Annotated in this window: 30 protein-coding genes and 1 pseudogene; 6 read left to right on the forward strand and 25 right to left on the reverse strand. The window is 60.9% G+C overall.

The window, feature by feature from the left end:
* On the reverse strand, positions 1 to 887 hold an 887-nt coding region (locus ACQUQ1_RS18190), incomplete at its 3' end, for an FAD-dependent oxidoreductase (RefSeq protein ID WP_435065720.1).
* A gap of 78 nt (positions 888 to 965) precedes the next feature.
* Between ACQUQ1_RS18190 and ACQUQ1_RS18195 the strand changes: the two genes are divergently transcribed.
* Together ACQUQ1_RS18195 and ACQUQ1_RS18200 are read left to right on the forward strand one after the other, a co-directional pair.
* Positions 966 to 1,310, forward strand: a complete 345-nt coding sequence (locus ACQUQ1_RS18195; protein WP_435065721.1) for a winged helix-turn-helix transcriptional regulator — start codon at positions 966 to 968, stop codon at positions 1,308 to 1,310.
* A 101-nt stretch (positions 1,311 to 1,411) separates the two neighbouring features.
* Positions 1,412 to 1,966 (forward strand): peroxiredoxin, encoded by a 555-nt coding sequence (locus tag ACQUQ1_RS18200; protein WP_435065722.1) that lies wholly within the window; start codon positions 1,412 to 1,414, stop codon positions 1,964 to 1,966.
* Between the two features lie 42 nt (positions 1,967 to 2,008).
* Here ACQUQ1_RS18200 and ACQUQ1_RS18205 read toward each other — a convergent pair whose 3' ends face one another.
* From ACQUQ1_RS18205 to ACQUQ1_RS18235, 7 genes are all read right to left on the reverse strand, one after another.
* Complete coding sequence (locus ACQUQ1_RS18205) at positions 2,009 to 3,169, reverse strand: hypothetical protein (RefSeq protein WP_435065723.1); 1,161 nt, start codon at positions 3,167 to 3,169, stop codon at positions 2,009 to 2,011.
* A 197-nt stretch (positions 3,170 to 3,366) separates the two neighbouring features.
* Positions 3,367 to 3,756: a hypothetical protein gene (locus ACQUQ1_RS18210; RefSeq protein ID WP_011222465.1), complete on the reverse strand. Its 390-nt coding sequence runs from the start codon at positions 3,754 to 3,756 to the stop codon at positions 3,367 to 3,369.
* A gap of 57 nt (positions 3,757 to 3,813) precedes the next feature.
* Positions 3,814 to 4,350 carry a hypothetical protein gene (locus ACQUQ1_RS18215; RefSeq protein ID WP_332379496.1) on the reverse strand — a complete coding sequence of 179 codons (537 nt, stop codon included), beginning with the start codon at positions 4,348 to 4,350 and terminating at the stop codon, positions 3,814 to 3,816.
* Positions 4,347 to 4,982, reverse strand: a complete 636-nt coding sequence (locus ACQUQ1_RS18220) for a hypothetical protein (protein WP_049938500.1) — start codon at positions 4,980 to 4,982, stop codon at positions 4,347 to 4,349. The genes ACQUQ1_RS18215 and ACQUQ1_RS18220 overlap by 4 nt, the downstream gene beginning before the upstream one ends.
* A gap of 26 nt (positions 4,983 to 5,008) precedes the next feature.
* Positions 5,009 to 5,140 carry a hypothetical protein gene (locus tag ACQUQ1_RS18225; RefSeq protein ID WP_011222462.1) on the reverse strand — a complete coding sequence of 44 codons (132 nt, stop codon included), beginning with the start codon at positions 5,138 to 5,140 and terminating at the stop codon, positions 5,009 to 5,011.
* The gene (locus tag ACQUQ1_RS18230) at positions 5,140 to 5,826 is read right to left on the reverse strand and encodes a DUF6166 domain-containing protein (protein ID WP_435065724.1); all 687 of its coding nucleotides are present in this window, start codon (positions 5,824 to 5,826) and stop codon (positions 5,140 to 5,142) included. Before ACQUQ1_RS18230 ends, ACQUQ1_RS18225 begins: the two co-directional genes overlap by 1 nt.
* 78 nt (positions 5,827 to 5,904) lie before the next feature.
* The gene (locus ACQUQ1_RS18235) at positions 5,905 to 6,423 is read right to left on the reverse strand and encodes a DUF6166 domain-containing protein (RefSeq protein ID WP_430506198.1); all 519 of its coding nucleotides are present in this window, start codon (positions 6,421 to 6,423) and stop codon (positions 5,905 to 5,907) included.
* A 616-nt stretch (positions 6,424 to 7,039) separates the two neighbouring features.
* On the opposite strand from ACQUQ1_RS18235, the gene ACQUQ1_RS18240 reads away from it, so the two are divergent.
* Complete coding sequence (locus tag ACQUQ1_RS18240) at positions 7,040 to 8,404, forward strand: restriction endonuclease (RefSeq protein WP_435065727.1); 1,365 nt, start codon at positions 7,040 to 7,042, stop codon at positions 8,402 to 8,404.
* A 36-nt stretch (positions 8,405 to 8,440) separates the two neighbouring features.
* On the opposite strand, the gene ACQUQ1_RS18245 is transcribed toward ACQUQ1_RS18240, so the two are convergent.
* The 12 genes from ACQUQ1_RS18245 to ACQUQ1_RS18300 form a co-directional block, all read right to left on the reverse strand.
* Positions 8,441 to 9,391, reverse strand: a complete 951-nt coding sequence (locus tag ACQUQ1_RS18245) for a hypothetical protein (protein WP_011222457.1) — start codon at positions 9,389 to 9,391, stop codon at positions 8,441 to 8,443.
* Positions 9,392 to 9,435: 44 nt separating this feature from the next.
* A complete protein-coding gene (locus tag ACQUQ1_RS18250) occupies positions 9,436 to 10,020 on the reverse strand; it encodes a hypothetical protein (RefSeq protein WP_011222456.1) in 585 nt (194 codons plus the stop codon).
* 82 nt (positions 10,021 to 10,102) lie between these two features.
* Complete coding sequence (locus ACQUQ1_RS18255; protein ID WP_011222455.1) at positions 10,103 to 10,498, reverse strand: DUF7567 family protein; 396 nt, start codon at positions 10,496 to 10,498, stop codon at positions 10,103 to 10,105.
* A gap of 72 nt (positions 10,499 to 10,570) precedes the next feature.
* Complete coding sequence (locus tag ACQUQ1_RS18260) at positions 10,571 to 10,936, reverse strand: DUF7568 family protein (protein WP_011222454.1); 366 nt, start codon at positions 10,934 to 10,936, stop codon at positions 10,571 to 10,573.
* 6 nt (positions 10,937 to 10,942) lie between these two features.
* Positions 10,943 to 11,443, reverse strand: a complete 501-nt coding sequence (locus tag ACQUQ1_RS18265; protein WP_011222453.1) for a hypothetical protein — start codon at positions 11,441 to 11,443, stop codon at positions 10,943 to 10,945.
* 108 nt (positions 11,444 to 11,551) lie between these two features.
* Positions 11,552 to 11,974, reverse strand: coding sequence for a hypothetical protein (locus ACQUQ1_RS18270; protein ID WP_011222452.1), 423 nt, complete (start codon positions 11,972 to 11,974; stop codon positions 11,552 to 11,554).
* A gap of 120 nt (positions 11,975 to 12,094) precedes the next feature.
* Positions 12,095 to 14,458, reverse strand: a complete 2,364-nt coding sequence (locus tag ACQUQ1_RS18275) for a heavy metal translocating P-type ATPase (protein ID WP_435065725.1) — start codon at positions 14,456 to 14,458, stop codon at positions 12,095 to 12,097.
* 59 nt (positions 14,459 to 14,517) lie between these two features.
* A complete protein-coding gene (locus tag ACQUQ1_RS18280; RefSeq protein WP_004594502.1) occupies positions 14,518 to 15,267 on the reverse strand; it encodes a helix-turn-helix domain-containing protein in 750 nt (249 codons plus the stop codon).
* Positions 15,268 to 15,328: 61 nt separating this feature from the next.
* Positions 15,329 to 15,613 carry a hypothetical protein gene (locus tag ACQUQ1_RS18285; RefSeq protein ID WP_004594503.1) on the reverse strand — a complete coding sequence of 95 codons (285 nt, stop codon included), beginning with the start codon at positions 15,611 to 15,613 and terminating at the stop codon, positions 15,329 to 15,331.
* A 37-nt stretch (positions 15,614 to 15,650) separates the two neighbouring features.
* Entirely contained in the window at positions 15,651 to 16,313 is a 663-nt protein-coding gene (locus ACQUQ1_RS18290; protein WP_004594504.1) for a DUF6735 family protein, read from the reverse strand.
* Between the two features lie 67 nt (positions 16,314 to 16,380).
* Positions 16,381 to 16,761 (reverse strand): hypothetical protein, encoded by a 381-nt coding sequence (locus ACQUQ1_RS18295; protein ID WP_004594505.1) that lies wholly within the window; start codon positions 16,759 to 16,761, stop codon positions 16,381 to 16,383.
* Positions 16,762 to 16,847: 86 nt separating this feature from the next.
* Complete coding sequence (locus ACQUQ1_RS18300; RefSeq protein WP_004594506.1) at positions 16,848 to 17,036, reverse strand: hypothetical protein; 189 nt, start codon at positions 17,034 to 17,036, stop codon at positions 16,848 to 16,850.
* A gap of 335 nt (positions 17,037 to 17,371) precedes the next feature.
* On the opposite strand from ACQUQ1_RS18300, the gene ACQUQ1_RS18305 reads away from it, so the two are divergent.
* The gene (locus ACQUQ1_RS18305) at positions 17,372 to 17,923 is read left to right on the forward strand and encodes a DUF7342 family protein (RefSeq protein ID WP_049938513.1); all 552 of its coding nucleotides are present in this window, start codon (positions 17,372 to 17,374) and stop codon (positions 17,921 to 17,923) included.
* 17 nt (positions 17,924 to 17,940) lie between these two features.
* Positions 17,941 to 18,429 (forward strand): hypothetical protein, encoded by a 489-nt coding sequence (locus tag ACQUQ1_RS18310; RefSeq protein WP_011222449.1) that lies wholly within the window; start codon positions 17,941 to 17,943, stop codon positions 18,427 to 18,429.
* Here the strand turns inward: ACQUQ1_RS18310 and ACQUQ1_RS18315 are convergent.
* The 3 genes and pseudogenes from ACQUQ1_RS18315 to ACQUQ1_RS18325 form a co-directional block, all read right to left on the reverse strand.
* Positions 18,426 to 18,586: pseudogene (locus ACQUQ1_RS18315) on the reverse strand (transcription initiation factor IIB family protein); the annotation flags it as partial. The gene ACQUQ1_RS18310 and the pseudogene ACQUQ1_RS18315 sit on opposite strands and share 4 nt — an antisense overlap.
* A 93-nt stretch (positions 18,587 to 18,679) precedes the next feature.
* On the reverse strand, positions 18,680 to 19,549 hold the full coding sequence (locus ACQUQ1_RS18320; RefSeq protein WP_011222448.1) for a hypothetical protein: 870 nt from the start codon (positions 19,547 to 19,549) through the stop codon (positions 18,680 to 18,682).
* 263 nt (positions 19,550 to 19,812) lie between these two features.
* Positions 19,813 to 20,733 (reverse strand): transcription initiation factor IIB, encoded by a 921-nt coding sequence (locus ACQUQ1_RS18325; protein WP_049938512.1) that lies wholly within the window; start codon positions 20,731 to 20,733, stop codon positions 19,813 to 19,815.
* A gap of 221 nt (positions 20,734 to 20,954) precedes the next feature.
* Here ACQUQ1_RS18325 and ACQUQ1_RS18330 point away from each other — a divergent pair, with 221 nt between their 5' ends.
* The gene (locus ACQUQ1_RS18330) at positions 20,955 to 21,704 is read left to right on the forward strand and encodes a hypothetical protein (protein ID WP_011222446.1); all 750 of its coding nucleotides are present in this window, start codon (positions 20,955 to 20,957) and stop codon (positions 21,702 to 21,704) included.
* Between the two features lie 5 nt (positions 21,705 to 21,709).
* On the opposite strand, the gene ACQUQ1_RS18335 is transcribed toward ACQUQ1_RS18330, so the two are convergent.
* Positions 21,710 to 23,047, reverse strand: coding sequence for an AlbA family DNA-binding domain-containing protein (locus ACQUQ1_RS18335; RefSeq protein ID WP_011222445.1), 1,338 nt, complete (start codon positions 23,045 to 23,047; stop codon positions 21,710 to 21,712).
* A 231-nt stretch (positions 23,048 to 23,278) separates the two neighbouring features.
* Positions 23,279 to 24,139, reverse strand: a complete 861-nt coding sequence (locus ACQUQ1_RS18340) for a hypothetical protein (protein ID WP_004594516.1) — start codon at positions 24,137 to 24,139, stop codon at positions 23,279 to 23,281.
* Positions 24,140 to 24,710 lie beyond the last annotated feature (571 nt).

The following is a 24,710-nucleotide window of genomic DNA, read 5'->3' on the forward strand; positions in this document are numbered from 1 at the left end:
GTTTCGAGGCCGATGCCCTCGCTATTCGGCTGGACGCCGGTCGCGACGAACAGCGCGTCGCCGGTGACCGTTCGCTCGTCTCCGTCGATGGTCGTTTCGACGGCGACGCCTGACTGAATCGCTTCGGCGCCGCCGTCAGCTGCTAGCGTGCGGACGCGCTGGAAGTCGTTGCCGGTGATCACCTCGATGCCCTCCTCCTCGAATGCACGCTGCATCTCGCGACCAAGTTGGCCTTCCATGTCCGAGAGGACGCGGTCGGAGCGCTGGAGAACCGTCACGTCGATGCCGACACGGTGCAGGATCTGTCCCCACTCCAGCGCGATGTATCCCCCACCGAGCATTAGGATACTCTCGGGAAGGTCGCGCTCCTCGAGGATGGTCTCACTCGTGTAGTAGTCGACGTCGTAGAGGCCGTCGATGGGCGGCGCCCACGGTGAACTGCCGGTCGCGACGAGGGCCTTTTCTCCAGTGATGCGCGCGCCCTCGTCGGCGCCGTCGACGACCTCGATGGTCGTGTCGTCGACGAGCCGGCCATAGCCCTCGTAGATGTCGGTCTCGAAGTGCTCAGCGATGTCGACGTAGTTCTCCTGCCGGAACCGCTCGACGAGTTCGTCGGTGTCGTCGAGGGCGGCGGCCCAATCCACGGTCGGCTCCTCGGGGTATCGGACGGCGTCGAAAGGGTTCTCCGACGCTGCAGCGCCGCTCTCGGCGACGGCGAGCAGATGCTTACTCGGGACACAGCCGACGTTCACGCACGTCCCGCCGATGGGCAAGCCGGTATTCACCATCGCCGTCGAGAGGTCCCGTCGGCTCGCTTCAGTGATCGCGGCGAAGGCTGCGGCGCCCCCACCGAGAATCACGAGATCATAGTCGGATGTGTGAGTCATCTATACCGAAACTTTACGACGGGAAGTTCTTATACTCCAGAGTCCGAAGCTATAGAGTAGGTTGGAGTCCACGAAGCTATGGCAGATACTACTTCATCGGCGCCAGAGTGCGATGTCGACGGGACGTGCTACTGCCCGCTCACAGGAGTTATCGACACATTGAGCCGAAAATACGCGATGCAACTCGTCAGTATCATCGGCGCACACGATTCGCTGCGGTTCGCGGAGATTGAGGAGCACCTCCCGACGGCGAGTACCTCGACAATCTCGAAACGCCTCGACGAGTTCGAGGAGGCAGGACTCGTCTCACGGACGCAGTACAACGAAATTCCGCCACGCGTCGAATACGCGCTAACTGCCGAGGGGGATGAGATTCGTTCGAGATTAGAACCCCTTCTTGAGTGGGCGACGGCGAACTCCTGACGTACGGGTTCTAATGGATTTCATCCCCCATCAAGTAGTCAACAATTCAGATCGCAGTGCTGACCCAAAGACTATCCTGTCTTCGTGTGCGACTATGTCGCATGATAAACGAGGGAGCGTCTGCACCGTCATTTACTCTTCCGGGTTTCCGTGACGGAGAACAAACCGGGTACTGCTTGGATGAGACAACTGCCAATGATCGGGCTGCATTGCTGGTATTTTACCCATTTGATTTCAGTCCTGTTTGTACAAACGAACTGTGTGCGATTCGCGATGCGGAGTGGTTTCAGCTGACGCCAGCTCTCGATGTCTGGGCAGTTTCTGGTGACAGCGTCTACGCCCACCGAGCATTCGCCGAGGAATACGGCCTCAATTTCCCGTTACTTAGTGATAGTTCCGGGCGGGTTGCTGAGTCATATGACATCTGTTATGACGAATGGGAGAATCACGAGCGCGTCCCGCAGCGTGCCGTGTTCCTTATCGATTCCCAGCAAACGATTCGATACGCCTGGGCGACAGAAGATGCACTCGAGAAGCCGGATTTCTTCCCTGTTAAAGACGCTCTTGAGACGCTGGAAGCGGAACGCGATGAACTCGGTCCTGAGGATGTTGAATTAGTAGTCGAATATAACGAGGAGCCAGAATCTTTCACGTAGACTATTATTTTAGAATTGTATCAATGAACGCCGCTCCGACAATCAGCTCATCGCATCTTGGAACCGCTCACGGAGCGCGTCCTCACGCTCCTCGAACTGGTCGACCTTCTCCTGTAGATCTTCGTTGACCCGCTCAATGCTCGCGAGCGCCCGCTCGCCGGCGAGCGACGCCTGCGACCCGTCATCGCCGTCTGTCTCCAGCTGCTCCTCGTAAGCGCGTTCGACACGCTCGATGGTGCCCTCTGGGTTGAACAGAATGTCGTTGGCCGTGCGAACGTAGCCGTCCAGCGACGCACCCTCCTTGCCCTGGAAGAAGTGGGTCAGCGCGTACGTCGCCCCGGAATGCAGCGTCCACATATCGATCTCGATCGGTGAGGGCGCGTTGGCCTCCGCATCGCTCGCAGCGCGCTCGGCCAGGTAGTCCGGGAAGCCCAGCAGACTATAAAACTCCGTGACGGTGAACGGCAGCTCCGAGAAGTCGAGGTCGATGTCCTGGGCGTCCCGGATGAACTCGAAGAGGTCGTCAGCGACGAGTTCGACCTGTGCGAGGAGTTCCTCCCACCAGCTCCGGAAGTTCCACACGTCGCCGACGTGTTTGATGACCTCCTTGTCGGTGAGCGAACGCATCGTGTTCGAACAATACCCGTCCTGAGCGAACCCCTCGACGTAGACGGCGTGCTCACCGAAGAAGTCGTAACCCGACGTGACGCCCATCGTGATCGGGTCCGACCGGCCGGGGAGGTGCACTTCGAGGCCGTCGAACATGATGTCCATATGGACCTCGCCGCCGCTCCGGTAGCGCCGGATCTCGCCGAACATCACGTCACCCAGCGGCGTCCCATCGATGGTCTCTTCGCGAAGGACCTCCTCCAGCGGTCCGTAGACGTCGACGGGGTTAATGATCGCGTAGCTGTCCGTCGGAACGTGAAATAGCGGATCGGTCTCGGCGTCCCCTTCTCGGGCCTGCGAGCGAGCGCGACTTGGCTCGACGAGCGCGTTGAACCGCTCCGTCTCGACCCACTCGTCAGTATAGGGATTCTGGTACGCCACGGTCGTCTCGACGGCCTGCGGGAGGTCACGGATCGCCTCGGCGAAGCTCACGGGGTTTTCGCCCCCGTGCCGCTGTCGGTACCACTTGGGCAGTTCGGTGTCGGTACGTCCATCGACGCCAGCGAAGATGGTTCTCGACTCTGGGTCCTTCATTTCAGTCACCTCGACGCAGGAACGCTCATCGACGGCCGCCTGCATCGTCTCGCGCCCTGCGCCCCTCTGCCGGGCGCAACAACAACACCACTTAACCAACACTCACTCTGGTCCCTCGGAATTCGTTGGTTAATCAACTGTCGCCGATAGGCGTGAAGAACCTCTCAAAATGCGGCTGGATGGCCCAGTATCGGCGACTACTCTCGCTCTTCGAGGACGATTTGCCTTGCCTCAGCTACAAGCCCGTGAGCATCACCCATGGCTTCAGCATCAAGAGCGACTGCGGCCCCAATCCCATCGTCGAGAACGAAATTCATCTCAATAACATTCTCGAAGCACTGTACAAGGCACGTGAGCTGTCCGTGGCCTTCTGAGAACGTGTTCTCATATATTGGGGCAGCTAACGATTCCATCCGGGACTCATCGATTGCCGATTCAAGCTCGTCCGGCGTATATTGCTTGGCAACATCATCCCTGAGGTGGATGATCTCGTAGGAACTCTCCTCGTATTTCACGATGCTACGGAGCTTTCCGTCCGTTCGTTGCTCGAAGTAGTCCTCAAGTCGGGTGGCCATCCTTGTCGCCATATTACCACACACAAATTCAAACGATATAGAGATTGGTCATTAAATAACAACTATATGTTATTTCCTTCGCGCACGGCGAATCTGCTTGGGATTTGGAATCCAGAAGTGTTCTTTCCAACAATGAACAGCGTGGGTCTGTGGTTCGTCAAACAGCTCACCACAGGGACCACACTCGTAGACATCGTCGGGCCAGGGCTCACTGACATACCTCGCTGTCACAGTCGTCGCGACCGGCTCCGGAGCCTCACTCCGCTGAACGTACCTGTAGCCGAGAACCGTCCGTTGACGGATCGCTATTCGGGCGATCTCGGCGGGCTTGCCCTCGGGGAGATACACCCAGCGAACGAAGTCGTCGACCGACTCCTTGGCCGAGGGCTGGAGGATGAACCACCGCTCGTGGGCATCCCGGAACAGGTAGCGTTCGGTGCCCCTATTTTGGAGGTACACCGGGTCACCCCGACCAGGGATGAGTCGCAGCCCGAGGGCCGGTGATATCGGGTCCAACAGTCGCTCAACCACTGATGGATCGCGCTCCGGCTGGTTGTTCGAGTCTTCCTCTGCTGCGAACTCAATGAGGCGAGCGTTCGTGGTCACGGGGTCCACCGTCCGAGTGAGGTCTGTTCCCGTCTCGACTCAGCAGGAACTTCACAGAGAAACCGCCATTTCGGCCGCTCTCGGATTTGCTTGTCGGGTCGGTTACCTGCCTGTCCGGGTTCCGTTTTCCCGGCACAGTGCCAGCCCTTGTCTCTGAGCGCTTTGATCATCGAGCCATCGAAGTCAGCTCGCACGAACGTCAGCAGAAGGCGAACGCCTCGCCGCCGGCCGTGCCGGCGCACGAACCGTTCCATCGACCGGGCGAGGGCGGCAGAGGCGAGGTTCGGGAAGTCGACGCCGATGCAGATCCGTGCTGCCTCGACGATCTCGTCACCCTCGTATCGCGTCCCGTCGTACTCCAGCGAGCGAATCAGCGGATAGCGCCAGGTAATCGCACCCAGTAGCTGGTCCTGGTAACAGAGCCCGTGATGGACGAGGTTCGTCCGCGGGACACTGTCCATATAGGAATGATGGGCTTCGTAGATCGCGCCGGCGACGTGGCGCGGGATCGATTCGATATGGACGCGCTCTGCGAACCGCAAGCCGAGCGGCGCCGTGAACGGCTGGCCGTCGCGATGAATGGGACACGAGCACCCCTCGGGAGTGCGCGTGTACTGGAACCCGGTACTCACTCGCTGGCCGGGAGAACGTGTCTGCGTCACGAGTCGGTACCGTCAGTCTGCTCTTGCCGGTCGTTGTACCGTTCCAGTTCGCGACCGATTTTCTCGAGCGCCTCGACCCCCCGTTCGAGCAACTGGTGGGTGGCTCGCGACAACCGAAGCGTCTCCATCAGCACTCCCCCTCCGGTGGCTCGATGAGGTCGTTGCTCTCGTCGACGAGGGCCCGGACGGCCCGATCGACATCGGCATCGCCCGAAACCGTCCGGCTCGCTAGGGGTGCCGGGTAGGCGCGGTCTCCCTGACTGCAGAGGACGGCCAGCCAGCCGTCGGTTCCCTCCCCGAGCACGATGTAGTGGTCGCGATCAGCCCGCTGGAAGACTCGTCGGTCAGGGCGAGTGACCGTTCGCCAGTTCTCGGGGAGTGACGGTGACGGCCCCCCGCCGTCGGGAAGGGCGACGACATCGTCGGTGATCGTCGCCATCGCCGCGTCGATTTCTTCACCTGTGAGGTGCCAGCACGCCGCGGGGCCATCACACTCGAGCTGGCTGATCACGCAATTCCGGAACCCAATGTAGTGTTCTCTCGCGATCTGGGCGTCGTTGTAGTAGTCGAGGAGGAGCCCACAGGCGAGCTGTGCGGGCCCGCTTCCAGCGTATCCCCACTCGAAGCCTGTCGGGCTGTGGTTGACCAGATCGAGACTTCGATCGGGAGTGAGACGCTGGTGTTCGGAGAGATTCAGAACGACGGCCTGGCCGTCGATGCGAAAGCCGACGTATTCGACGGAGTCGTCGCGACGGTTAGCGAGCGCTTCTGTCTGGACTACGTTCGACGTGGTGCGTCGGGCGTTCCCGTTCATCGGTACGTTGCGGGAGTGGTGACCCCCGCACCCCTCTCGGGGGTTCTACAAACAGAGCCGGAAACGCCCTCACCGTCCCTACTGGCTAGCTGCGGGGAACTCGAACCCGCCGGTGTCGGTCTGTGACTCCTCCGAGTCGGTAGTTTCTGATTGGACTGCCTGGCGGGCGTCTTCCAGTTCCTCGCGGCGGTCGTCGACGCTCTGGTGGATGCTAATGTCGTGCTGCTCGCAGAGCGCTCGCTCGACCGCGAAGGTCATCTCGTCGAAATCGACTGCCGTGATGTCGACGTCCTCCGGTGAGGGCGTCTCATCAGCCACGTCGATGTCTCGCGACCAGGTATCGGCCGAAATGTCGCTGGTCGGGAGCCGCCACTCGTCACCCTCGAGCTCTTCACGCAGGTACTGCGCGAACTCCTTGTAGTGGTCGAGTGCGATCTTCTTCGTCGCTGAATCGGCCAGCAGCGCGATCGCGAGTTGATCGATGCAGGCCTCGTCGGCCTCCGGTCCCCAGTCGAATCCACCAGGAGCGCGGCGCAAGACGTGGAGGTGCTTGTCCAGTACGTCGCCATCGGGCGTGTACACCAGCTGTCCACCCATACAGCGTTCACCGCGGTACGCTCGGCCGCCGGTCATCGGAACCCACCCTCCCAGTGACCCATACCTCGTGGTCGTTCTGGGGGCTGGCGGGGGAAGGAATCCGACGGCCGACGGGCGGTATCTGGACCAGGTCCGGCTCCCTGATTGCTCCCACTCGCGGCCTCGGTTGGTCGGGGCCCGACGTACATCGGTTTTCGCGCTTGACTTCGCTCCGTGACGACCTCCCGATGGAGCATCGTACAGAGCTCCATGACGCTCTTGGCGAGGTCGAACGCCGCTGCTCGCGACCGGAGGTCGTGCTGACTGAAGAGGATCGTCCCATCGGCTCGATCGATCCGGACCAGCCAGTCCGAGGGTTGCTGGACGTGGCAAAGGACGGATTTCGAGAACTCGTAGGCGAACACGAAATGGTCGTCATCTGTTCGGCGTTGCAACCACCAGTTGTCGGGGGCGCTCTCGCTGTTGCTCTCAGAACTCATCGGTAATCCGGGACGAATGTGTCGTCCCGCACCCCTTGCGGGACGAACAACAACACCAGCGCTCACGTCGTCGCGACTTCGTCGCCACCGTCGGCAACGTATATAGTCATAGCAAGATACTGTCCAATTACATTCGGATGGCTGTACTGGACGACCTCTCGGGATTCGAGTTCGAGGACTTGATGGAGGACGTCTTCCGGAACCTCGGCTACGAAAACGTCCGCCAGGCCGAGCGGACGGCCGACGAGGGGCGCGACGTCATCATGGAGGAGATCGTCGACGGCACGCGACGGGCGATCATCGTCGAGTGCAAGCACACCGGGACGGTCGGCCGGCCGGTCGTCCAGAAGCTGCACTCGGCCATCGCGACGTTCGACTTCGACGGCCCGAAGCGAGGGATGGTCGCCACCACAGGTCGATTTACGAACCCTGCCGAGGAGTACGCTGACCGGCTCCAGCGGAACGACGATCCCTATCCCATCGAGCTGATCGACGGCGAGGACCTTCGGGAGATCGCCGACGAAATCGGTCTCGATCTCTACAACGGGCGCATCGAGATCCTCTGTGACGAGACGCTCCGACCGTACGATCCGGCGGCGGATGTCGACGCACCTGTCCAGGAGGCGTTCCGCGACATTGAGAACATCGAGGCCGCGGATCTGCCGGTGCCGCACTCGCAAGTGACGTTCCGACCAGTGGTTGCGATCACCGCCGACACGAACTCTGTCTTCGAGACCTCAGTCGGTGTCATCCACCGGATCAACGACCGCACACAGTTCGTTGTCCACGCTGAGCGCGGCCATCCGAAGGTGGCCGACGACGAAGTCGCGACGCTGGTCACCGAGAATTTCCACGCGACGGTTCCCCTCGATACCGGGCAGTTTACCGAGGTATTCGACGACGTCGACGAACGACGGTTCGGCCAGACCCAAACGGAGTACAAGGAGTGGGCTGTTGACCGCCTCCAGGATTACCACACGACGACGGTGACCTACACCGGCGACAATAACGTCACGTACAACAAGACGTGTGAGCCGAATCTCTCGGACATCTCAGTGCAATCGATTGAGCCGGTGTATCTACCTGAGGTTCGGCAGACGACAGAGATACTGGAGTACTCGTATCCGTACGAATACTATTCTGCTGGCCCCTCACGGGTCACTCTGGAGGACGGCATCCATCGGTGCGTCCACTGCGAGACGAGCGGCGTTGACGAGACGTATACCTACTGTCCGAACTGCGGGGCGATCGCCTGCGACACCCACATCAAGACCGAACGGCTCGAAGGGGAGCCGGTCTGTACCGGCTGTGCGGTGACCGAACGGTTCGCGCTGAAGAGGAAGTACTTCTACGACGAGGAGAACCTCGACGCGTTCCGCAAGGAGTACGCCGAGATGCCCCTCCACGAGAAGGCGATGGAGAACAAGCTGCTTGCTGGAGGGAGCGTGGTTGCGACGCTGCTGCTCGTCGTCGGACTACTCGTGATCGGCGGCATCATCTAACCCATCGCAATTTTCCGCCAGACTGCGTGGTTGGTGTTACGCGACTCCGTACTGGTCTTTGAGTGCCATATATTCGTTCTTTTTTGGGAGGATGACTGGCAGATCATCTGTTCTGTCGAAGTCGCCCTGAAGTGGCCGATACAACGCTTTCACAGTGGGTTCCAGGTCGTACCACTGTGCGGTCTCGACGAGTGTCTCCTGATCGATATCCTCCGCCTCGATCAGCAGCATCGAATAGCTGACCCGCCTAGATCCGCTATCCAGAAGGAGCGTATGGCATACGACTTCAGCAGGCGTTAGGTCTTCGTCCGGAGCATACCAGAACGGAGGCTCGCCGGCGAGGAAAAACTGTAGACCATACGCTGTAAACCGACCCAGTCCGGTCATCTCCCAGTCCGGAGCTGCTTGGAGTGCGTCCGTATCCTCGTCGGTCTGCAGGCGAACGAGTGCTCGCTTCGGATCGCACCACGCGATCGTGGCACTGGGAGCGATTTCCCGGACTCGGGCTCGATGTTCGTGCTCTACAGTAGCCCGGGCGAACGCCAACAGCGGCGAGACTTCGTCATGAAGGGCGTACTTCGAATCAGATCTGGAGAGTAGTGCTCGGTGCTTGAGCGGTGATAACGCGCTGTGGACACCTTGTCGAGTGATTCCGAGCCGGTCTGCGATATCAGCGATGTGTCGTGGTCTATCGAGATACCAACACACGCGGAGTGTGGCTGGGGAGAGCAGTTCCGTCCAGTCTACGTGGCTGAACTCCGACTGCAGCGTTCGATACGCTTCGGTAACTGGATGTTCCGCGATGCGGACACGACGCTGATTGCTGGACCCACGGGTTTCTGTGAGCAATCCCGCTGCGAGCAATTCGTTGAGTACGTCGTACAGATGGTCTCGTGAATATCCGGTTTCGGCCGCGAGTTCCGCCGGTGTTGCTTCACGGCCGGTACTCAGCGCGTCAAGCACGGCGAGTCCGGCCTTCGAAATCATCTGGGTCTTTCTAAACCCTAACTGTATAAATACGATTTGGGATTTTACTTGACGACTGCTTCGTCCCGGACCAGTTCTGCGAGCGCGTCCTCGAGCGACCCGTGGAACTGCCAGCTCGCCTGCTCGAAGGCCTCGTCGGTCGGGCCGTCCCAGCGGGGGAACGCGGAGTGACCGCTCACTTTGACTGTCCACTCGGTCGGCTCGTCGAACGGGTTCTCCGTCGGGAGTTCGACGACGTAGAGGTACTCCTCGTCGCCGTGGATGCCGTCGGCCGGATTCTCGACGCCGTGGCCCAGCAGGAACAGCGGCTGGTCCAGGTGCTCCATATTGGACGGCTCGAGGAGATCCGCTGGCTGAGCCGCGTCGATCGTTCGCTCTGGGTCGCCATCCAGGTAGAGGTCGACCGTCGAGAGCTTGTCGAGGAACACGAAGGTCGCCGCCGTGTAGCCCGGGCCACGCTCTGCGCGGGTCGCATCGAGCAGCTCTTTCAGTTGTGCGAGATCCCGGAGGACGCTCCCGGGATACCCGTCCGAATGCCGGTACACCTGCGCGACGCGGTCGGCGCTGCCATCTGTCTCACCGGTCTGTTCGACTCGTTGGACGAATCGGAGTTGGCTCCGTGTCGACATCGGTACTCGCCGGCGCGTGTGCGCCGGCACCCATCGCCGGCGCTGAAACAACACCACACAGTCGTAGCGGGATTGCAATCCGCTACGCGAGATGTGACACCTCGTCTGGTTCCTCCACGTCGTCGAATTCACCACGCTCGACCGGCTCCCAATCCTCCCCAGGTGCTGGACTCCACCAGTCGATCTCATAGGCACCCGGTGCACCGAGGATTTTTGCCCGTGCCGAGCCGTCAGGCAGGTCGCGGCGGAGCTTCTCGTCGACGTGAAGGTTCCACGTTGAGTCGGTGTCGAAGCACGCGAGCACAGCCTCCTCGTAGCCACGGTCTTCTCGAGACTCTTGGAGGACGACCTGCGTGTTACAGTTCTTGCAGAACACTCCCTCGAAGGGAATGTGGGTGAACACTTCCTGCCCGCAGACGGGACACCAGAGGAACTCGAACAGTGCCTCGCTGTGTCGGTCGAGTACTTCGAGACTCATTGTTGGACCGACCCGGTTCGACCGGGTCACTCTCTCCGCCCCGGCCGAAAAACACCCTGCGTGTGTACGTCCTCAGCGTTCAGGGCCGTAGACGATGCGCGAGGGGGCTTCGTACCCACAGTCCGGACAGTCGTACCAGCGCTGTACCGTCGCTCCATCAGCTGTCTTCTCACCGACGAGGACGTCGTCGTTTGGACACTCCGGACAGTTCAGTTCGGGCGCTGGCCGCTCCCGAAGCGCATCCCGGAACGTTGTCGCCTCCTTCGTCTCGAAGCCTCGCGACCAGATCGGGTAGCCGTCGACGAGGATCGCTCCGCGCCACTTGTACCGGTATGAATCCGGCGCCCGGTGTAGAACAGCTCGCGCTCCAGTCTCGGTGTTTCGATACGCGAGTGTTGGTGAGCGACTCTCTCGTGACCAGTTGGTGATTCGTGGCATCGTTGGTCAGAAATGAACGTCTGCGGGGACGATCCAGAGCGTCTGGCTGTCCTCGTCTTCCTCGAGGACTCGGTCGAGCTGGCCTCGATGCCGAATCCCCTGGGCGTGCTGGTCGTACATCGGGATTGAGGGCCCTTCGTACGCGCCGACCTGGTGGAACGCGTGGCGGGCGAGGTCCTCGTCGCGCATGATCGCCTCGTCGCTGAGCTCGTCGAGCGCCTCCTTCACGCGGTCGAGATTCCGCTGAAACTCCTCTTTCGTGGCCTTCCAAGCCCGGTCGAGCAGTTCACCGCCCTCCTCTGAGTTGATGGGGGCCGCCGTCGGCAGGTCACCCCAGCGGGCCTTCCCGGCGACCGTCGTGTCGTCTTCATCGAACGTGACGTAGTAATCAAACACGGCGCAGCCGTGGGGATTCGCGCCGACGAGACGGTCGAAGACTGCTTTCCCCTCGACCAGGGCGTCGTGCTGTGTCGGTGCTTCCACCAGCGCGTAGATGACCATATGCATCTGGTTCACCTCGGAGTGCCGACTCACCGGGCGCCGCTCGGCGCTGTCTGCTCGGTGCGCCGGCACCCATCGCCGGCGCTCGAAAAACCTCGCTTCGGGAGACCGCGTTCAGGAATCGGCAGTCTGCTCGACGGTGATCGTCAGGTCGCCCGACTCGTAGTCGGCCTCGAAGTCGGTGCTGAACGCGTCGGAGTCGTAGGCGGCGTGGTAGGCACGGTGCAGTTCGAGCGACCCGGTCGCCTTGAAGTGGAAGAACGCGGCCGCCGTGTAGGGTTGGCTCTGGGTTTCGATCTGCGTCTCGACAGAGGCCGGGAGCGCGATTTGTGGTGTGTCCGTATCGATACTCGTAGCGAACGCCTTCGCTTCCTCGACGGTCGCCTGCGAATGTGCGGGTGTCTCGCCGGTGAGCACGTTTACCGGCGTCTCGGTATCGTCAGTGAACAGGACATCGTGGAAGGTGCGCGTCCCGAGGACTGCGTCGGGACTTAACTCGCAATCGTGGAGTGGATCGTCGTCTGGATTCTCGGGCATCAAATCAGAGCCTGCGGTGGGGCTCAGTCTCTACTGCCCCAGACAAACTGCAAATTGTCTCGATAGAGCGCAGGAAAGTCGCGAAAGAGGAGCGTCCTGCCCGCACTTCCCGCCGCAGAGTCAGGTGTCGGAGAACCGATCGGGCTCGATTCGCGACAACCGCATCGCGTTCCCGGTGACACCGAGGCTCATCCCCATATCACCGACAACGACCGCCAACGCAACGCTGACCAGCCCCAGTGGCACGCCCAGCGCGAGCAGGAACTTCACGCCGAGACTCGCCCAGATGTTCTGCCGGATCACCCCGTTGGCCGTATGCGACAGGTCGTACAGGTACGGGAGTTTCCCGACGTCGTCGCCCATCAACGCAATATCGGCCGTCTCGAGAGCGGTGTCGGTGCCGGCCGCGCCCATCGCGATGCCGACCTCCGCGGTGGCGAGCGCGGGCGCGTCGTTGATGCCGTCGCCGACCATCGCGACCTCCCCGTACTCTGCCTGCAACTCCTCGACTGCGTCGACCTTCTCCTCGGGGAGGAGTTCGGCGCGATACTCATCGACACCGACCTGCTCGGCGATGGCGCGGGCGGTGCCCTCGTTGTCGCCGGTCAGCATCACCACGCGCTCGACGCCCAGCTCGTGCAGGCGTTCGACGGCCCGCTTCGAGGCCGGGCGAACCTCGTCGGCGATGGCGATCGCACCCAGCAGTTTCGACTCCGTCCCGACGATAACGACAGTCTTGCCCTCCCGCTCCAGCGCGGAGAGGGCATCCTCGGCGAACGCCCCGTTCTCGCCCTCGGTCGCCTCTTCCGTCATAACGCCGCCGTCCGTCTCGCGGCGTGCCCGAGCGAGGTCGAAGCCCAGTTCCTCGAAGAGCGCGGGCTTGCCCGCATAGTACGTCTCGCCGCCGATCTCGCCGCGGATGCCCTTCCCAGTGAGGCTCTCGAAACCCGTCGGGTCGGGCAGGTTGCCCACGCCCGCCTCCTCAGCACGGGCGAGAATCGCCGTAGCAATGGGATGCTCACTGCGCTGCTCCAGCCCAGCGGCGCGACGGAGCAGATCGTCCTCCGTAGTGTCACCCACCGGAACGACGTCGGTGACGGCGAGTTCGCCCTTGGTGAGCGTCCCGGTCTTGTCGACGGCGACGGCGTCGACCTCGCCCATCGCTTCCAGGTAATTTCCGCCCTTGATCAGGACGCCGTTCTTCGCGGCGCTCGTGATGCCCGACACCACCGAGACGGGTGTGGAGATGACGAACGCACACGGGCAGGCGATCACCAGCAGCGTGAGCCCACGGATGAACCACGTCTGCCAGTCGCCCGCGAAGGTGAACCCGTAACCGGCTAGGTCCACCGCCACCGGATCAGCGATAACCAGCGGCGGGATAGCGGCGGTCAGGATTGCCAGCACGACGACGAGGGGTGTGTAGTAGCCGGAGAAGCTGTCGACGAACTGCTCAGACTCGGTCTTCTTCGCCTGTGCGCCCTGTACCATTTCGATAATACGCGAGAGCGTCGAATCGCCAGCGGTCGAGGTGACCTCTACCTCGAGGTACCCCTCTTCGTTGATCGCGCCGGCGTACACCTCGTCGCCGGTGGTCTTGTCGACGGGGACGCTCTCGCCCGTGATCGGCGACTGGTCGACTGCACTCTCGCCTTCGATGACCGTCCCGTCGAGCGGAATCTTGTCGCCAGGGCGGACGACGACGGTCTCGCCAACGTCGACCTCCTCGACGGAAACGGTCACTTCCTCACCATCGCGACGGACGGTCGCCTCGTCGGGCGAGAGTTCCATCAGCTCGCGCAGAGAATCCCGTGCCCTGTCCATCGCATAGTCCTCGAGCAGTTCGGCGATGCTGAACAGGACGGCCAGCGTCGCGGCCTCGACGAAGTAGCCGATGCCGGTTGCGGCGATGATCGCTGTCCCCATCAGGAGGTCGATGTCGAGGCTTCGGTTCTTCGCGGAGTAGTACCCGCTGCGGACGACCGGGATGCCACTGGCCGCGACGGCACCGAGGAACAGGACATCTGCGATGTGTAGCGGGTAGTCGAGGATGCTCGCTATCGCGACGTTCTGGCCGGTGAGAAGGAACTCGAAGACTAGACCAAGGATGACGAACGCTGCGCCGAGCCACGTCTTCTTCGCGCGAGAACTCGTCCAGACCTCCGAAGGTGGCGCGATATCGACGCCGTCGGCAGACTCGTCGGTTTCGTCGTCTGCTCCGCCGATCACGTCATAGCCGGCGGCTTCGATCGCCGCGACGACGTCGGCTTTGGTAGTCCGGTCCGGATCGTACTTGATGGTAGCTGTCCCGGTGGTCGGCTGGAGCGTGGCCTCAACGACGCCGTCGACGCGCTGGAGGCTCTTGTCGACTTTTTGCGCACACGACGGACAGTCCATCTCGGGGACCGTGAGACGGGCAGTCAACTCCCGCTGCCCGCCGCCGTTCGGTGGTCCCGCTGTATCCACATCGGAATTCTCTGTCATCACCTCACGGTAGGAGCGGGAGTTCGATATGTCTTTGTTGGAATATTCCAACCGCGGTGTCAGTGCGATGCCAGCCGTTCTTCCGCTACCCGCTCGCCGGCGACGTGTTGCTTCGCCAAATGTTCTTCCGCCCGACGGAGCCGGTAGGTAAGTGTTGACCGAGGCACGTCGAGATGCTCGGCCAACTCGCCGACATCGACCTCGCGGGGCGACTCGTAGTAGCCGTGTTCGACGGCGGCTTGGAGGGCGGCTTCCTGCGCCGGGGGTAATCCGCTCGGTGTTTCGTCGCTTCCTCCAGCTGCTGTCGTCGTGTCCGCGGTGCGGAGCATCTCCATCTGAGCGCATTCTTCGACGGCAACCTCGAGGGAGTCGAAGAATGCCGCCACGTCGCCGTCGCCCGAGTGGATGAGTCGCCACGTGTAGTGGCGGCCCTCATGACGGGTCTCGAACAGCACGCCGTCCCCGAGATGGTCGCGGGCGATGTGGGGAACCGAGGCGCAGGTGGGGGTTCGCTCCCAGTCGGAGTAGAGGACGAGCGTGTCGTCCGTGCGGTCAAGGACGCGGGTGGTCTGGGTGGCGCCGCAGTCCTCGGTGGCGAGACAGTCGGCGTAGTAGTCGCTGTTTCGAAACGCGTCCTCGATGGCGTCGAGTGCGTCCGGAGTGCCGGTGGCATGGTCGACTCGCCAAAGTTGGTCGGCAGTCGCGTGCAACGAAAGCGAGCGGACACGGGCGTCGGGGTAGTCGGCAAGGGCATCCGCCACCCTATTGCACCCCGGCTCGTATTCGAGGGCGAAGACGAGTTCGCGCATACCCCGTCTACGGCCTCCTCCGACATAACCAATGGCACGGGACTACGTCTACTGGTGAGCATCAGATCACGTCGTTCGGGTCGTGGACCTCCTGCATTCGCTGCGCTTCGGCCGCGTATTGGTCCTGGAGATCGGGGTCATCAACCGTGCCGAGATTGCCGGGCCCCGCATCGACTGCCGCTGTCGTATCTCGAATATCGGTGAAGGACGTGAGTGCCCGCTCTTTCCGATAATACTGTTTGCCGTCGGGTGTCGCGTAGGTGAGGATGATTAGGTTCTGTTCATCATCGGAGTAGGTACGTTCGACGAGCCATACTCGCACCTCGTCATCAGCCCGATCTGACATATCCAGACGTTCGTGGGGACTCAGAAAGGGATTGGCGTTATAATCGGTCGACTGACGCAGTTTTCGACGGTGATTCACCACCAGGGATGCGCAGTTCCTGGCGCTCGCCGACCCACTCGCCGAGTTTCTGCTTGAGGTACTGCCTCGCCGTCGACGGCGTGAACACCCCCTTGTCGACCATATCGCCGACGACGTCCTTCAGCGCCCGGAACTGCCCCTTCAGATGGCCGTCGCCGACCGGCTCGCCGTCGTGCCACCGAACGGTCGCGAGCGCCCCGTTCCCGACCGTCTCACCGTTGTCGATTGTCTCTGAATCGTACTGCAGGCCGAACCACAGCGTCCGGTAGGCGGTCACCTCGAAGGTCGGTGACACCACGTAGAACGCCTCGTGGTGGAGGTAGTCGAGATGGTCAGCGATGATCTCGTCGAGGGTGAGCCCGGTGGCGCGGGGCTTCGGCTCGACGACCGTCGACGGTCGATCCTCGTCAGCGAGGTAGCCGTCGACCGCATCTGCCTCGAGGCCATCGGCCAGTTCAGCCAGCAGCTGTTTCGCCCACTTGGAGTTGGTGTCGTCGCCACCGAACGGCGACTCAGCCGAAATTCGGTGCTTGAGCTTGAGGTTCGCTGCGCCCCAATGGCTGTAGTGGAGCGTGTACTGTCCGTCTGTGCGTTCGTACGCAACGAGTGCGCGGTGGCCCATCGAGCAATCACCTCACGGGGCGACCGCTACTGGATCGCCCCGCACCCCTCTCGGGGGACGAACAACGCTACTCCTCGATTGGTTCGGGGGAACTGAGATCCGCGTAGAGGACTTCGCCGTCGCGAACGACGTACCGCTTCGCCAGCACTGGGAAGCGACACTTCGTGAACCCCGCTGTCTGGATGTCGAGTTCCTCGTCAGCTTCGAGGTGGTCGGCAAGTTCTCGCAAGAATTCGTGGGTCACGATGCCGCCCTCGTAGTCCGGGAGGCCGTTCTCCCGCGCCTCGTACACTTCGAAGTCATCGTACCCCCAGATGGTGAGTTCGCCCTTGTCGGTGACCTCCCAGTCGAGCGTCCCGAAGCAGTAGCTCTCACAGAGTTCGCGGACAGCCTGTGGATCCGATACGATCGCGCCGGTTGACGTCGTCGCAGCTTGTAGTGTCGCCATGTCTGGACTCGCGGGAAGCCCCGCACCCCTCTTGGGGGGCGATAAACCGACACTGGAAGTGCCCCTGGCGTCGACGGCGATGACGATCAGTCGTCTGTTGGGGCGTCTGGTCCGCTCCCGTCCTCTGGTCCCGTGAGTAGGCTCACTTCTTCCAGGAGGTCTCTTGCAGTCTCGACTCGCTCTCGATCCGCGTCGTCCAACCGCTCGACGTCGAGGCGGCTGAGATTGCTGAGTACACGATGCATCCAGTAGCCCTGTTCGACTTGCTGATTCATCGGTAGCGCCTCACCACTCGCCGGCGCGGATAGACACTCCACGTGACTGTCGTCGTCGCATCAGGTCGCCACCAGTGCTCGTCGCGACGCGTTGCCGCCAGGAGGTCACTCTCACACCCGTCGTCCAACATTGTGTCCGGGCTGTGGGATGCCTCGCCGGTCGGCCGTAGTTCCTCAACGTCAGAATATCGGTCGTACATCGGTTGGCCATACCTTCTGTCGGTATCGCATTTCAACGTCCGGACGCCTTCGCCCGCAAGGCATTCTTGATTATGCGAGACAGTACAAACATATATGGGAGTAGGGCGCGAACACTGTCCCAAGAGGTGCCAACCATGACCGAATCCTCGCGAGATGGGGTCCAATCGTGGACTGAGTCGATGAGCGCCCGCGACCGCATTCGGGCGGTCGCCGAGTCACTTCGCGAACCCCGCTCAGTTAACTGGATCAGCGAGCAGGCCGACGCCGCCTGGAGCACGACCAACGAGGAACTTCAGGACCTCGTCGACCAGGGCCAGTTGCGTCGCGTCGAGGCCGGCGAGACGACGCGCTACCAACCGGACTACACGCGACTGCTCTTCGAGGAGATCCGCACGCTCATCGAGGAAAATACCCGCGAGGAGCTGCGGAGTGAATTGGCCGCGATTACCGAGGAGATCGAGGAGTGGCAGGCGACCTACGACGTCGAGACGTGGGAAGAGCTTGAACAGTCGCTCGCCGACGGCGACCTCACAAGTGCGGAGCTCCGGGACCGCCGCGACGTCATCGCGTTCTGGCGTGAGAACGAGGAGGATCGCCGCCTCATCAAGCACGCACTGGAACTCTACTCCGACGTCGAAGCTGCCCGCGAGCAGATGACCGACGTGGCTGACCGCGCCACGAGCTAACCCTCCTCTCTCACAGAATGATCTTTCTTGCCGGTCGCGACCGCTATACACAGCGGACCCTCCTCCGCGACGTTCACGACCGATTGACGAACCAGCCAGGGTGTGAAGAGGTCCGCTATCGCCCGTCTCGACGCCGACCCCGGTACGTCATCGCGGGTGTCGATCCGACGACGTTCCTGAGTGACTCGTACGACGCGGCGACAGCACGACTGGAGATTCGCTTCTGGTACCCCGCCGGCGTCGACCACGAATACTACCGCATAAACTGGGTCGAACCGGACCGAAATCTGATGCTCGGATTCCACCAAGATGCCGACCATCCGGACCTTGGGCCCTGTCATATCCAACTCAATCACGAAGACACGCCGGTTGATCGGCACAAGGCGACGTTTCTCGATGCGCACCCACTCGCCGTCCTCGATGACCGACTACAGCAGTTCCCGCCCGCGCTAGATGCGATCCACTGGAAGAATGGAGCGCCCTCGCTCCCTACCTGGCCCGTCTAGACAGCGAGTTCATCGAACCTCTGGTGATGCGTCCAGGCCGTGGTCGGCGTGACGTTTCCGGACTTGGCGATGTCACGGTGCGTTACCCACACCCCCTGTTCCCGCCCCGCTTTGTAGAGACAGGCCGCTGCGAACCTGCCGAATGAACGCCCGCTATGACTGACGTCGGACTTGCGGGTACTCACCGTGTTAACCAACAGAAGCCATCTCCATCGGAGACTGTTGGTTAAACGGTGAGATTCCTACTGCCCTATTCGGGAGCAGGCCCGTAGCGACCTGTGCCACACACTTGGCACTCCCAGATTGGTTGGCCCGTCCAGGTCTCGTCAGGGAGCGACTCGCGTGTACTGAAGCGATGTTCTGTTTCTTTCGTACAGTGCTGGCACTCGAGGGCTGTTACGGTCGGGATTTCAGCTCTGGTACTGGAGGATTTCGTTTCGCGGGGTACTGTTTCCACAGCGATTGCTGGGACGATCCACAGCTGATCGCTGTCGTCGAGCGTGTGCTCGAGGGACGACTCATCGCGAATTCCCTGGCCACGCTCGTCATAGACGCGTGGAATCTCCGTCTGAGAACGATCGCTCCTCTCGTTCCACGCTGTCCGCTCACGGGCCGCTGTTAGTAACGCGTCGCCAGCCGCTGCGGTCACCTCAGTAGCAGCGGGGAGCGTAGGCCAGCGCTCGGTTAGCTGGGGTGCGGGCTCGTCGTCGAGATCGTAGATGAGCGTACAGTCGTCGATGGGCTGGTCGTGACCTGACGAGAGAAGTGTCGCTGCTGCTGCTCCCCTTGCCACGGCGCCGTAGAACGTCCCCGATTCGACGAGGAAGTGGATCACACCACGCAGTGTCTGCTCGGAACTCGCAGCACCCGACTCCGACGCGCCGTCAAGTTCGTGTTCGAGACAGAACCGGCATTTTCGTTGCGACGCCGGGATCGATGCGCCACAGGAGACACAGGATCGGTCTGTGTCGGTTGTTCCGTCCGGATACCCACCCGAATGCGAGGCTTCACGCTGGCGGCTTGGCTGGCCGTCTGCTGGCTGATCCAGCGCTGGGTCCGGCACCAGAGCGCCCTCCCCGACAGGTTGGAACGCCTCTCGGTCTGAGTTGTGGTCAGTCATCGATTCGCTCCGCGTTTCCCCCGGTTTGGTATTTAAACTCAGGGGTGAGAAAATGCGGGGACGGATTCGGCGACGACGGGATAAATCTGACCGCCTGAGACCGATTCAGTCACGGAGCTCGGCGACCGCTCGACCGACCTCGCGAACGTGCTCACTCCGCTCGATATCGAGTTCTGTCGACAGATACTCGACAGTCTCGTCCAGATCCATACCCCCTTGTAGACTCTCTGCCTGTATGTAGGTATTCCTCTACCGGAGGCGTCTCAGATCGCTTGGAGTTCGTCTCGCCGGCTTCGGAGCGTCACGACTGACACCTCTGCTGCCGACGCGACGGTGGATTGGGTAATCAACGCGCCCTGCTCTTGGGCAGCCAGATAGACACAGGCGGCCGCGACGCCCGATGGCTGACAGCCGTTCGTGAGGGTTGTCCCCTCGGCGCGTTCTGCGAGTTCGTTCGCGCGCCGACGAATGTCGTGGTCTAACTCCAGCGCCGAGATCAGGCGTGGAATGAACGACGTCGGGCGCATTGGTGGTGCTGGGAGCTCTAATTCGCGATTCAGTGTTCGGTAGGCGTTGGTGACACGAGCGGACTCGACTCGGGCGGCGTCGACGACATCCTCGAGGAGAAGCGGGTGTTGGTTACATCGACAGGTACCGTAGATACTCGCTGCACCGATGGCTTCGATGGATCTGCCTCGAAGCAGATCCTCGCTCTGAGCGCTCCGGAAGAGCTGGCACGCCTGGTCACGAATCGACTCAGAGAGCTCGAGCGCACTCGCCAGCCGGCGTACCTCGCCCAACCCGTGTGCGAGATTCCGTTCCGCTTTGGACCGCCAGCGACCACGGGTCTGCTCACGTCGCATCCGGGCCAGCTGCCGGCGTTTCTGACCAGAGAGTTCGTTCCCGTGTGCGTCGGTTCCGTGGCCGATCTCGGTCGAGATGCCTCGATCGTGACGGGCTGTAGTGAGTGGTGCGCCTGTTCGCTCGCGCTCGTCTGCATCGTACGCCCGCCACTCCGGCCCGTGATCGATACGTTGTTCCTCGATAACAAGTCCACAGTCCTCGCAGATCGTTTCGACCGCATTCGTAGTGACCCGGCCGTCACACTCTGGACACTGGGTAGCGCTCGACTCTGTTTGGACGTCTTCGTCGAAGCCAGTTTCGTAGATGTCTCTGGTAGTCATCGTTCTCACCATGTTCAGGAACTCGCCAGTACAGCGAATCCTTCACCCATTATGGGTGGAATAAACCTCTACAAGACGGTTCAGATATCTCGGAACCGATGGCGTACAGCGACCGAGTCTGATTCTTATACCAATGAACTGGCTATGCAGGAACTGGGGCGGCACTCAAGGCCACAACAGGGGACCGAATACATATTTATCTAAGGTGAGAGGGGGAGCATATGAGTGATTCACATCTTCGGCGTCTCCATGAACTCAACCGTGAATATCCGGCGGTTGATCGGTCGACATTATATCGCGAATACCACCTTCAGCGCTTCGATATGCTTAATTCAGAGGATGCAATTCCACAGCTCTTGTTCCATATTGTTCCTGAAAGTGCTCTTGATGGATCGCGTCTTGTCGATATCACAGAACTTGAGGAACTGCCTGTTCCCGCGACGTGTCGACCATCGTTTCGGCCCGATAGACTGTTTGAACACGCGGATCCGACATGGAACCATATTGTCGCTCGCTACGAGAATCGAAAAGACCTGAGTTCAGTGGCAACTCTGTATGATACTGGCATATATGAGGCCCGGGGGAGCGGGCTCTGCTATCCAACCGGTCATTCATACGACTGTGACTATGCAGTCAGTTCACAGGATCTTGAATTAAGTCTCGTCACCGTCCTCCAGTTCTATCGTGACGTCCTTCCTGATGAACACAGCGAGAAGGTGTATGCAATCCTCAGTGGGACAAATCTCACGAACGCGACAATAGACCAACATCGGCAGGTTGACCGGGTTGAAGCATTTCCTGAACCTAACCGCACCTCGCGCCTCACACCTCTCAGTCTGTCCGATGAAGACGGTATCCGTGACCAACTCACACCGCTTTTCCGACCATTATCAAACTCTCAGTTCGGATATCATCCCGGTTTCTATTACGATGATGAAGGTGCGTGGGAATTGGATGAACATCTAGAGTAGCGTTGTTACTGGCTTTGCATCCGGTCCAGCTCATTCTGGATTAGATCGGATGGCGGCTCGTAGAAATCAAAGATCTGGTATAGCGGTTGGGTCAAGGTCTCAACCACTTCCGGTAGAGCGTCTTCAAAATCTTGAACAGTGAAGCGTTGACTGGCCGTAACTGTCGCTTGATGTGATTCTCTTTCAATCGGAGGGAAAAGTCCACGGCGATTTTCAATTGAGCCCAGTGTTCGTCCCTCTAGTCCCGTCCATCGGGCTTGCACGGTGACCGACGTGTTTTCCTCACCGAGTTCTCGCCCCAACCGCTTCGCATGTAGCAAGCATTCACCGACTCGCCAGATTGGGAGAATATAATCCAAAACTGTACCTGGCTCAAGTTCATCTTTGCTGTCTTCCTGATAGCCACGAAGCAAGAACAGCATCCCGTCTGGGGATGCACGCCAGTAGTCTGCGTGCGCTGGGTCATCGAATGTTCCGCCGGTATACCACCCTTCGATTGTCTCATCGCGGGGATGTACCTGATCCTCGCTGATCAGCCACGCCGGCCACCCCGTTTCATGACCTTTCACCTCCCGTAGTAGATCTAAGAACTCAGAGAGAGATGGCTGATCAAACTCAGAATCCAGACTGTAAGCAAATGACCAGTACCCGTGACGATAGGGTGAATTATCCATATTTCCGTACTCGTCCATCACGTTGGCTTCCCAGTCTTCCCGCATAGCCTCAGTCCACGAAGCAAGCTGATCCAGCGGATCAATCTCTTCTTCACTTGCTCCTTTTTCGAACCCCGTCAGTACGGTTCGCATTCGATCTAACAGATCATCACGTGAGGCAGTGACACACCGCCGAATCAATTCGTCCCACTCACGTCCTGTCTTCGGTGCTGCACTTTCTGGCCCTGGCCGCCTAATATAATATGTGTTGTAGGTAACGTGTTGGTCTTCAGGGCCAGCACTGTCTGATCGAATCGGCACCCGATGGTCTCCCGGTACATCGATAATTGGAAAGACTTCACCAGATTCTGGATGTTCAATATGGTATACTTCACAGTGAAACTGGGGCTCAGCAAACTTCTCAACGATCCCATTAATCGTATCTTGATCGTAGTGGTCAATCGGATGTGGTCGAGATGGATCCGGTTCCCATGATTCACCGACCTCCTCATATCCAATCAAAATCTGACCCCCACCAGAATTCGCTAATGCGAGCATCGCTTTTGCTACGTTTGCCTTGTCCACATTATCAGACAGATCAAGCCAGCTTTTGATTTCACGATGGACCTCTTCTCGTGGATTACGCAATAGATCCTGCCACCGCTGATCCACGTCTCCCGATTTAACCATATTCCCTCTATGTTTCTAGTCAGCCTAAAAACCTCTCTAGGCGGTAGTTGCTTTTTATTTCGGACGGATACACGCGGTTAGCGAATTCCCGAATTCTGACATACATCTCAGCTCGGTTCTTGAGGTTGTGGCTGCGCGCGCAGCGACCAGCGGGAGCGAGCACGGAGCGGTGGGTGGGGCGGTGGGGCCTGGGCCGGTCCGGCACTCACGAAAAAAGAAAGGGCGTTGCCCCTACTCCTCCCACCAGCGGCGGTCGCGTTCTGGGAAGACGATCATACTGTCGTAGGTCACGGCGAGTGAACATCGTCCCTCGTACCAGTTCTTCTTAACCGCCCGCATTCGGACGGTGTCCCCTTCTTGGACGAAGGCAGGCTCCGATTTTCGCCACGAGGTGAACTTGATTTTCCCGGTGTCGTCCGCGACCAAGCCCACTTGAGCGATCTTCCGGCTGGAAGCATCCCAGAGCTGAACGACTTCTCCTTCGATGCTCACCTCATCCGTCTGCACGTCCGGGACGTCCTCGATCGGGCAGATGGCGCCGGGGGCCGCCTTGAGTGCATCCATCGTGTCGAACACTGCTTTGGTGATGTCTTGCCCCTTGGCGACCCGCTTTGCGAGCGCCCGCGAGACGGCCGCCCGACTGTGACCGGTGCGAAGCCGCTGTGCCATCCGGTCTGCTTCCTGGTTCACCTTCGCCAGCTCCATCCGGGAGAGACGCTCTCGCGGATCCGTCCGGTCCGGGGTGCGTTCCGCCCGCTTACGCTGTCGCCGTTCGGTGACGACCTTGCGAGTTCGCTTCGCCCGCCCGTCTTGGGTGCCGAGTTCCGCCTGGGCGCTGATGTGGTCCAGTTCGGCCTCCCGGGCGCGAATCTTCTCTTCCTGCGCGAGGGGCAGGTGCGAGAAGTCCTGGACGATGCCGTCTGGGTGGTTGGAATCCACCTTCGCCTGCTTTTCCTGCTGAACCGTCGCTCGGAACTCCGGTTTGTCGTCGACGACCTTGAAGCCGTCCTCGTCGACGCCGGCGTCTTCGGTTCGTTCGAATGCCTGTTCATCCACCGTAACGACCTTGCGACTCGAGTTGTTACTTGACATTGGTATCCTCCAGATACCACTGAAGGCGCTCGTGCGCCGCCACCGCGATGCCCCTAACATCGCGGTTTTCCGACGACGTCGACGACCGATAGCACCGACTGCGCGCTCTCGCTCGCGCCTTCGCGAGCGCCCTACCGGGCGCGAGCGAGAGCGCGCCCGAGTGCGGCGACCCCAACCAGCACCGCGCGCCGACCCGCCCGGAGCGAGCGGCCAGCGGAGAAAGCGTGGGGGGTGAGCAGCCACGCCGCGCAACCCCCCGCGCTTTCCCGCTGGCGCCGAGGGCACATTCACTTTAGCCCGGCAGCCCGCCCGCTACCGCAGGCAGGCAGCCCGGAATGGTCGGTCGCGAGCGACGCGGAGGGCGGCAGCGGCGAGCGGGGCGGGCCGGTACGGACACACCTGTCCACCCGGCTGCGCCGCTCGGATGGTCATTCACCGTCCTGGCGGACTCAGAAAGGGCGAGGCCGCCTCGGTCGTCCCCCGACCCCGCAAGCACCGCAGGGACGAGGAGCGCAGCGGTGGTCGCGGGATGCCGAGCGGCCGAGGGCTTTCAGGGAGTGTCGCTGTCGAC

Source organism: Halobaculum sp. EA56 (assembly GCF_051195075.1).
Lineage (GTDB): Archaea > Halobacteriota > Halobacteria > Halobacteriales > Haloferacaceae > Halobaculum.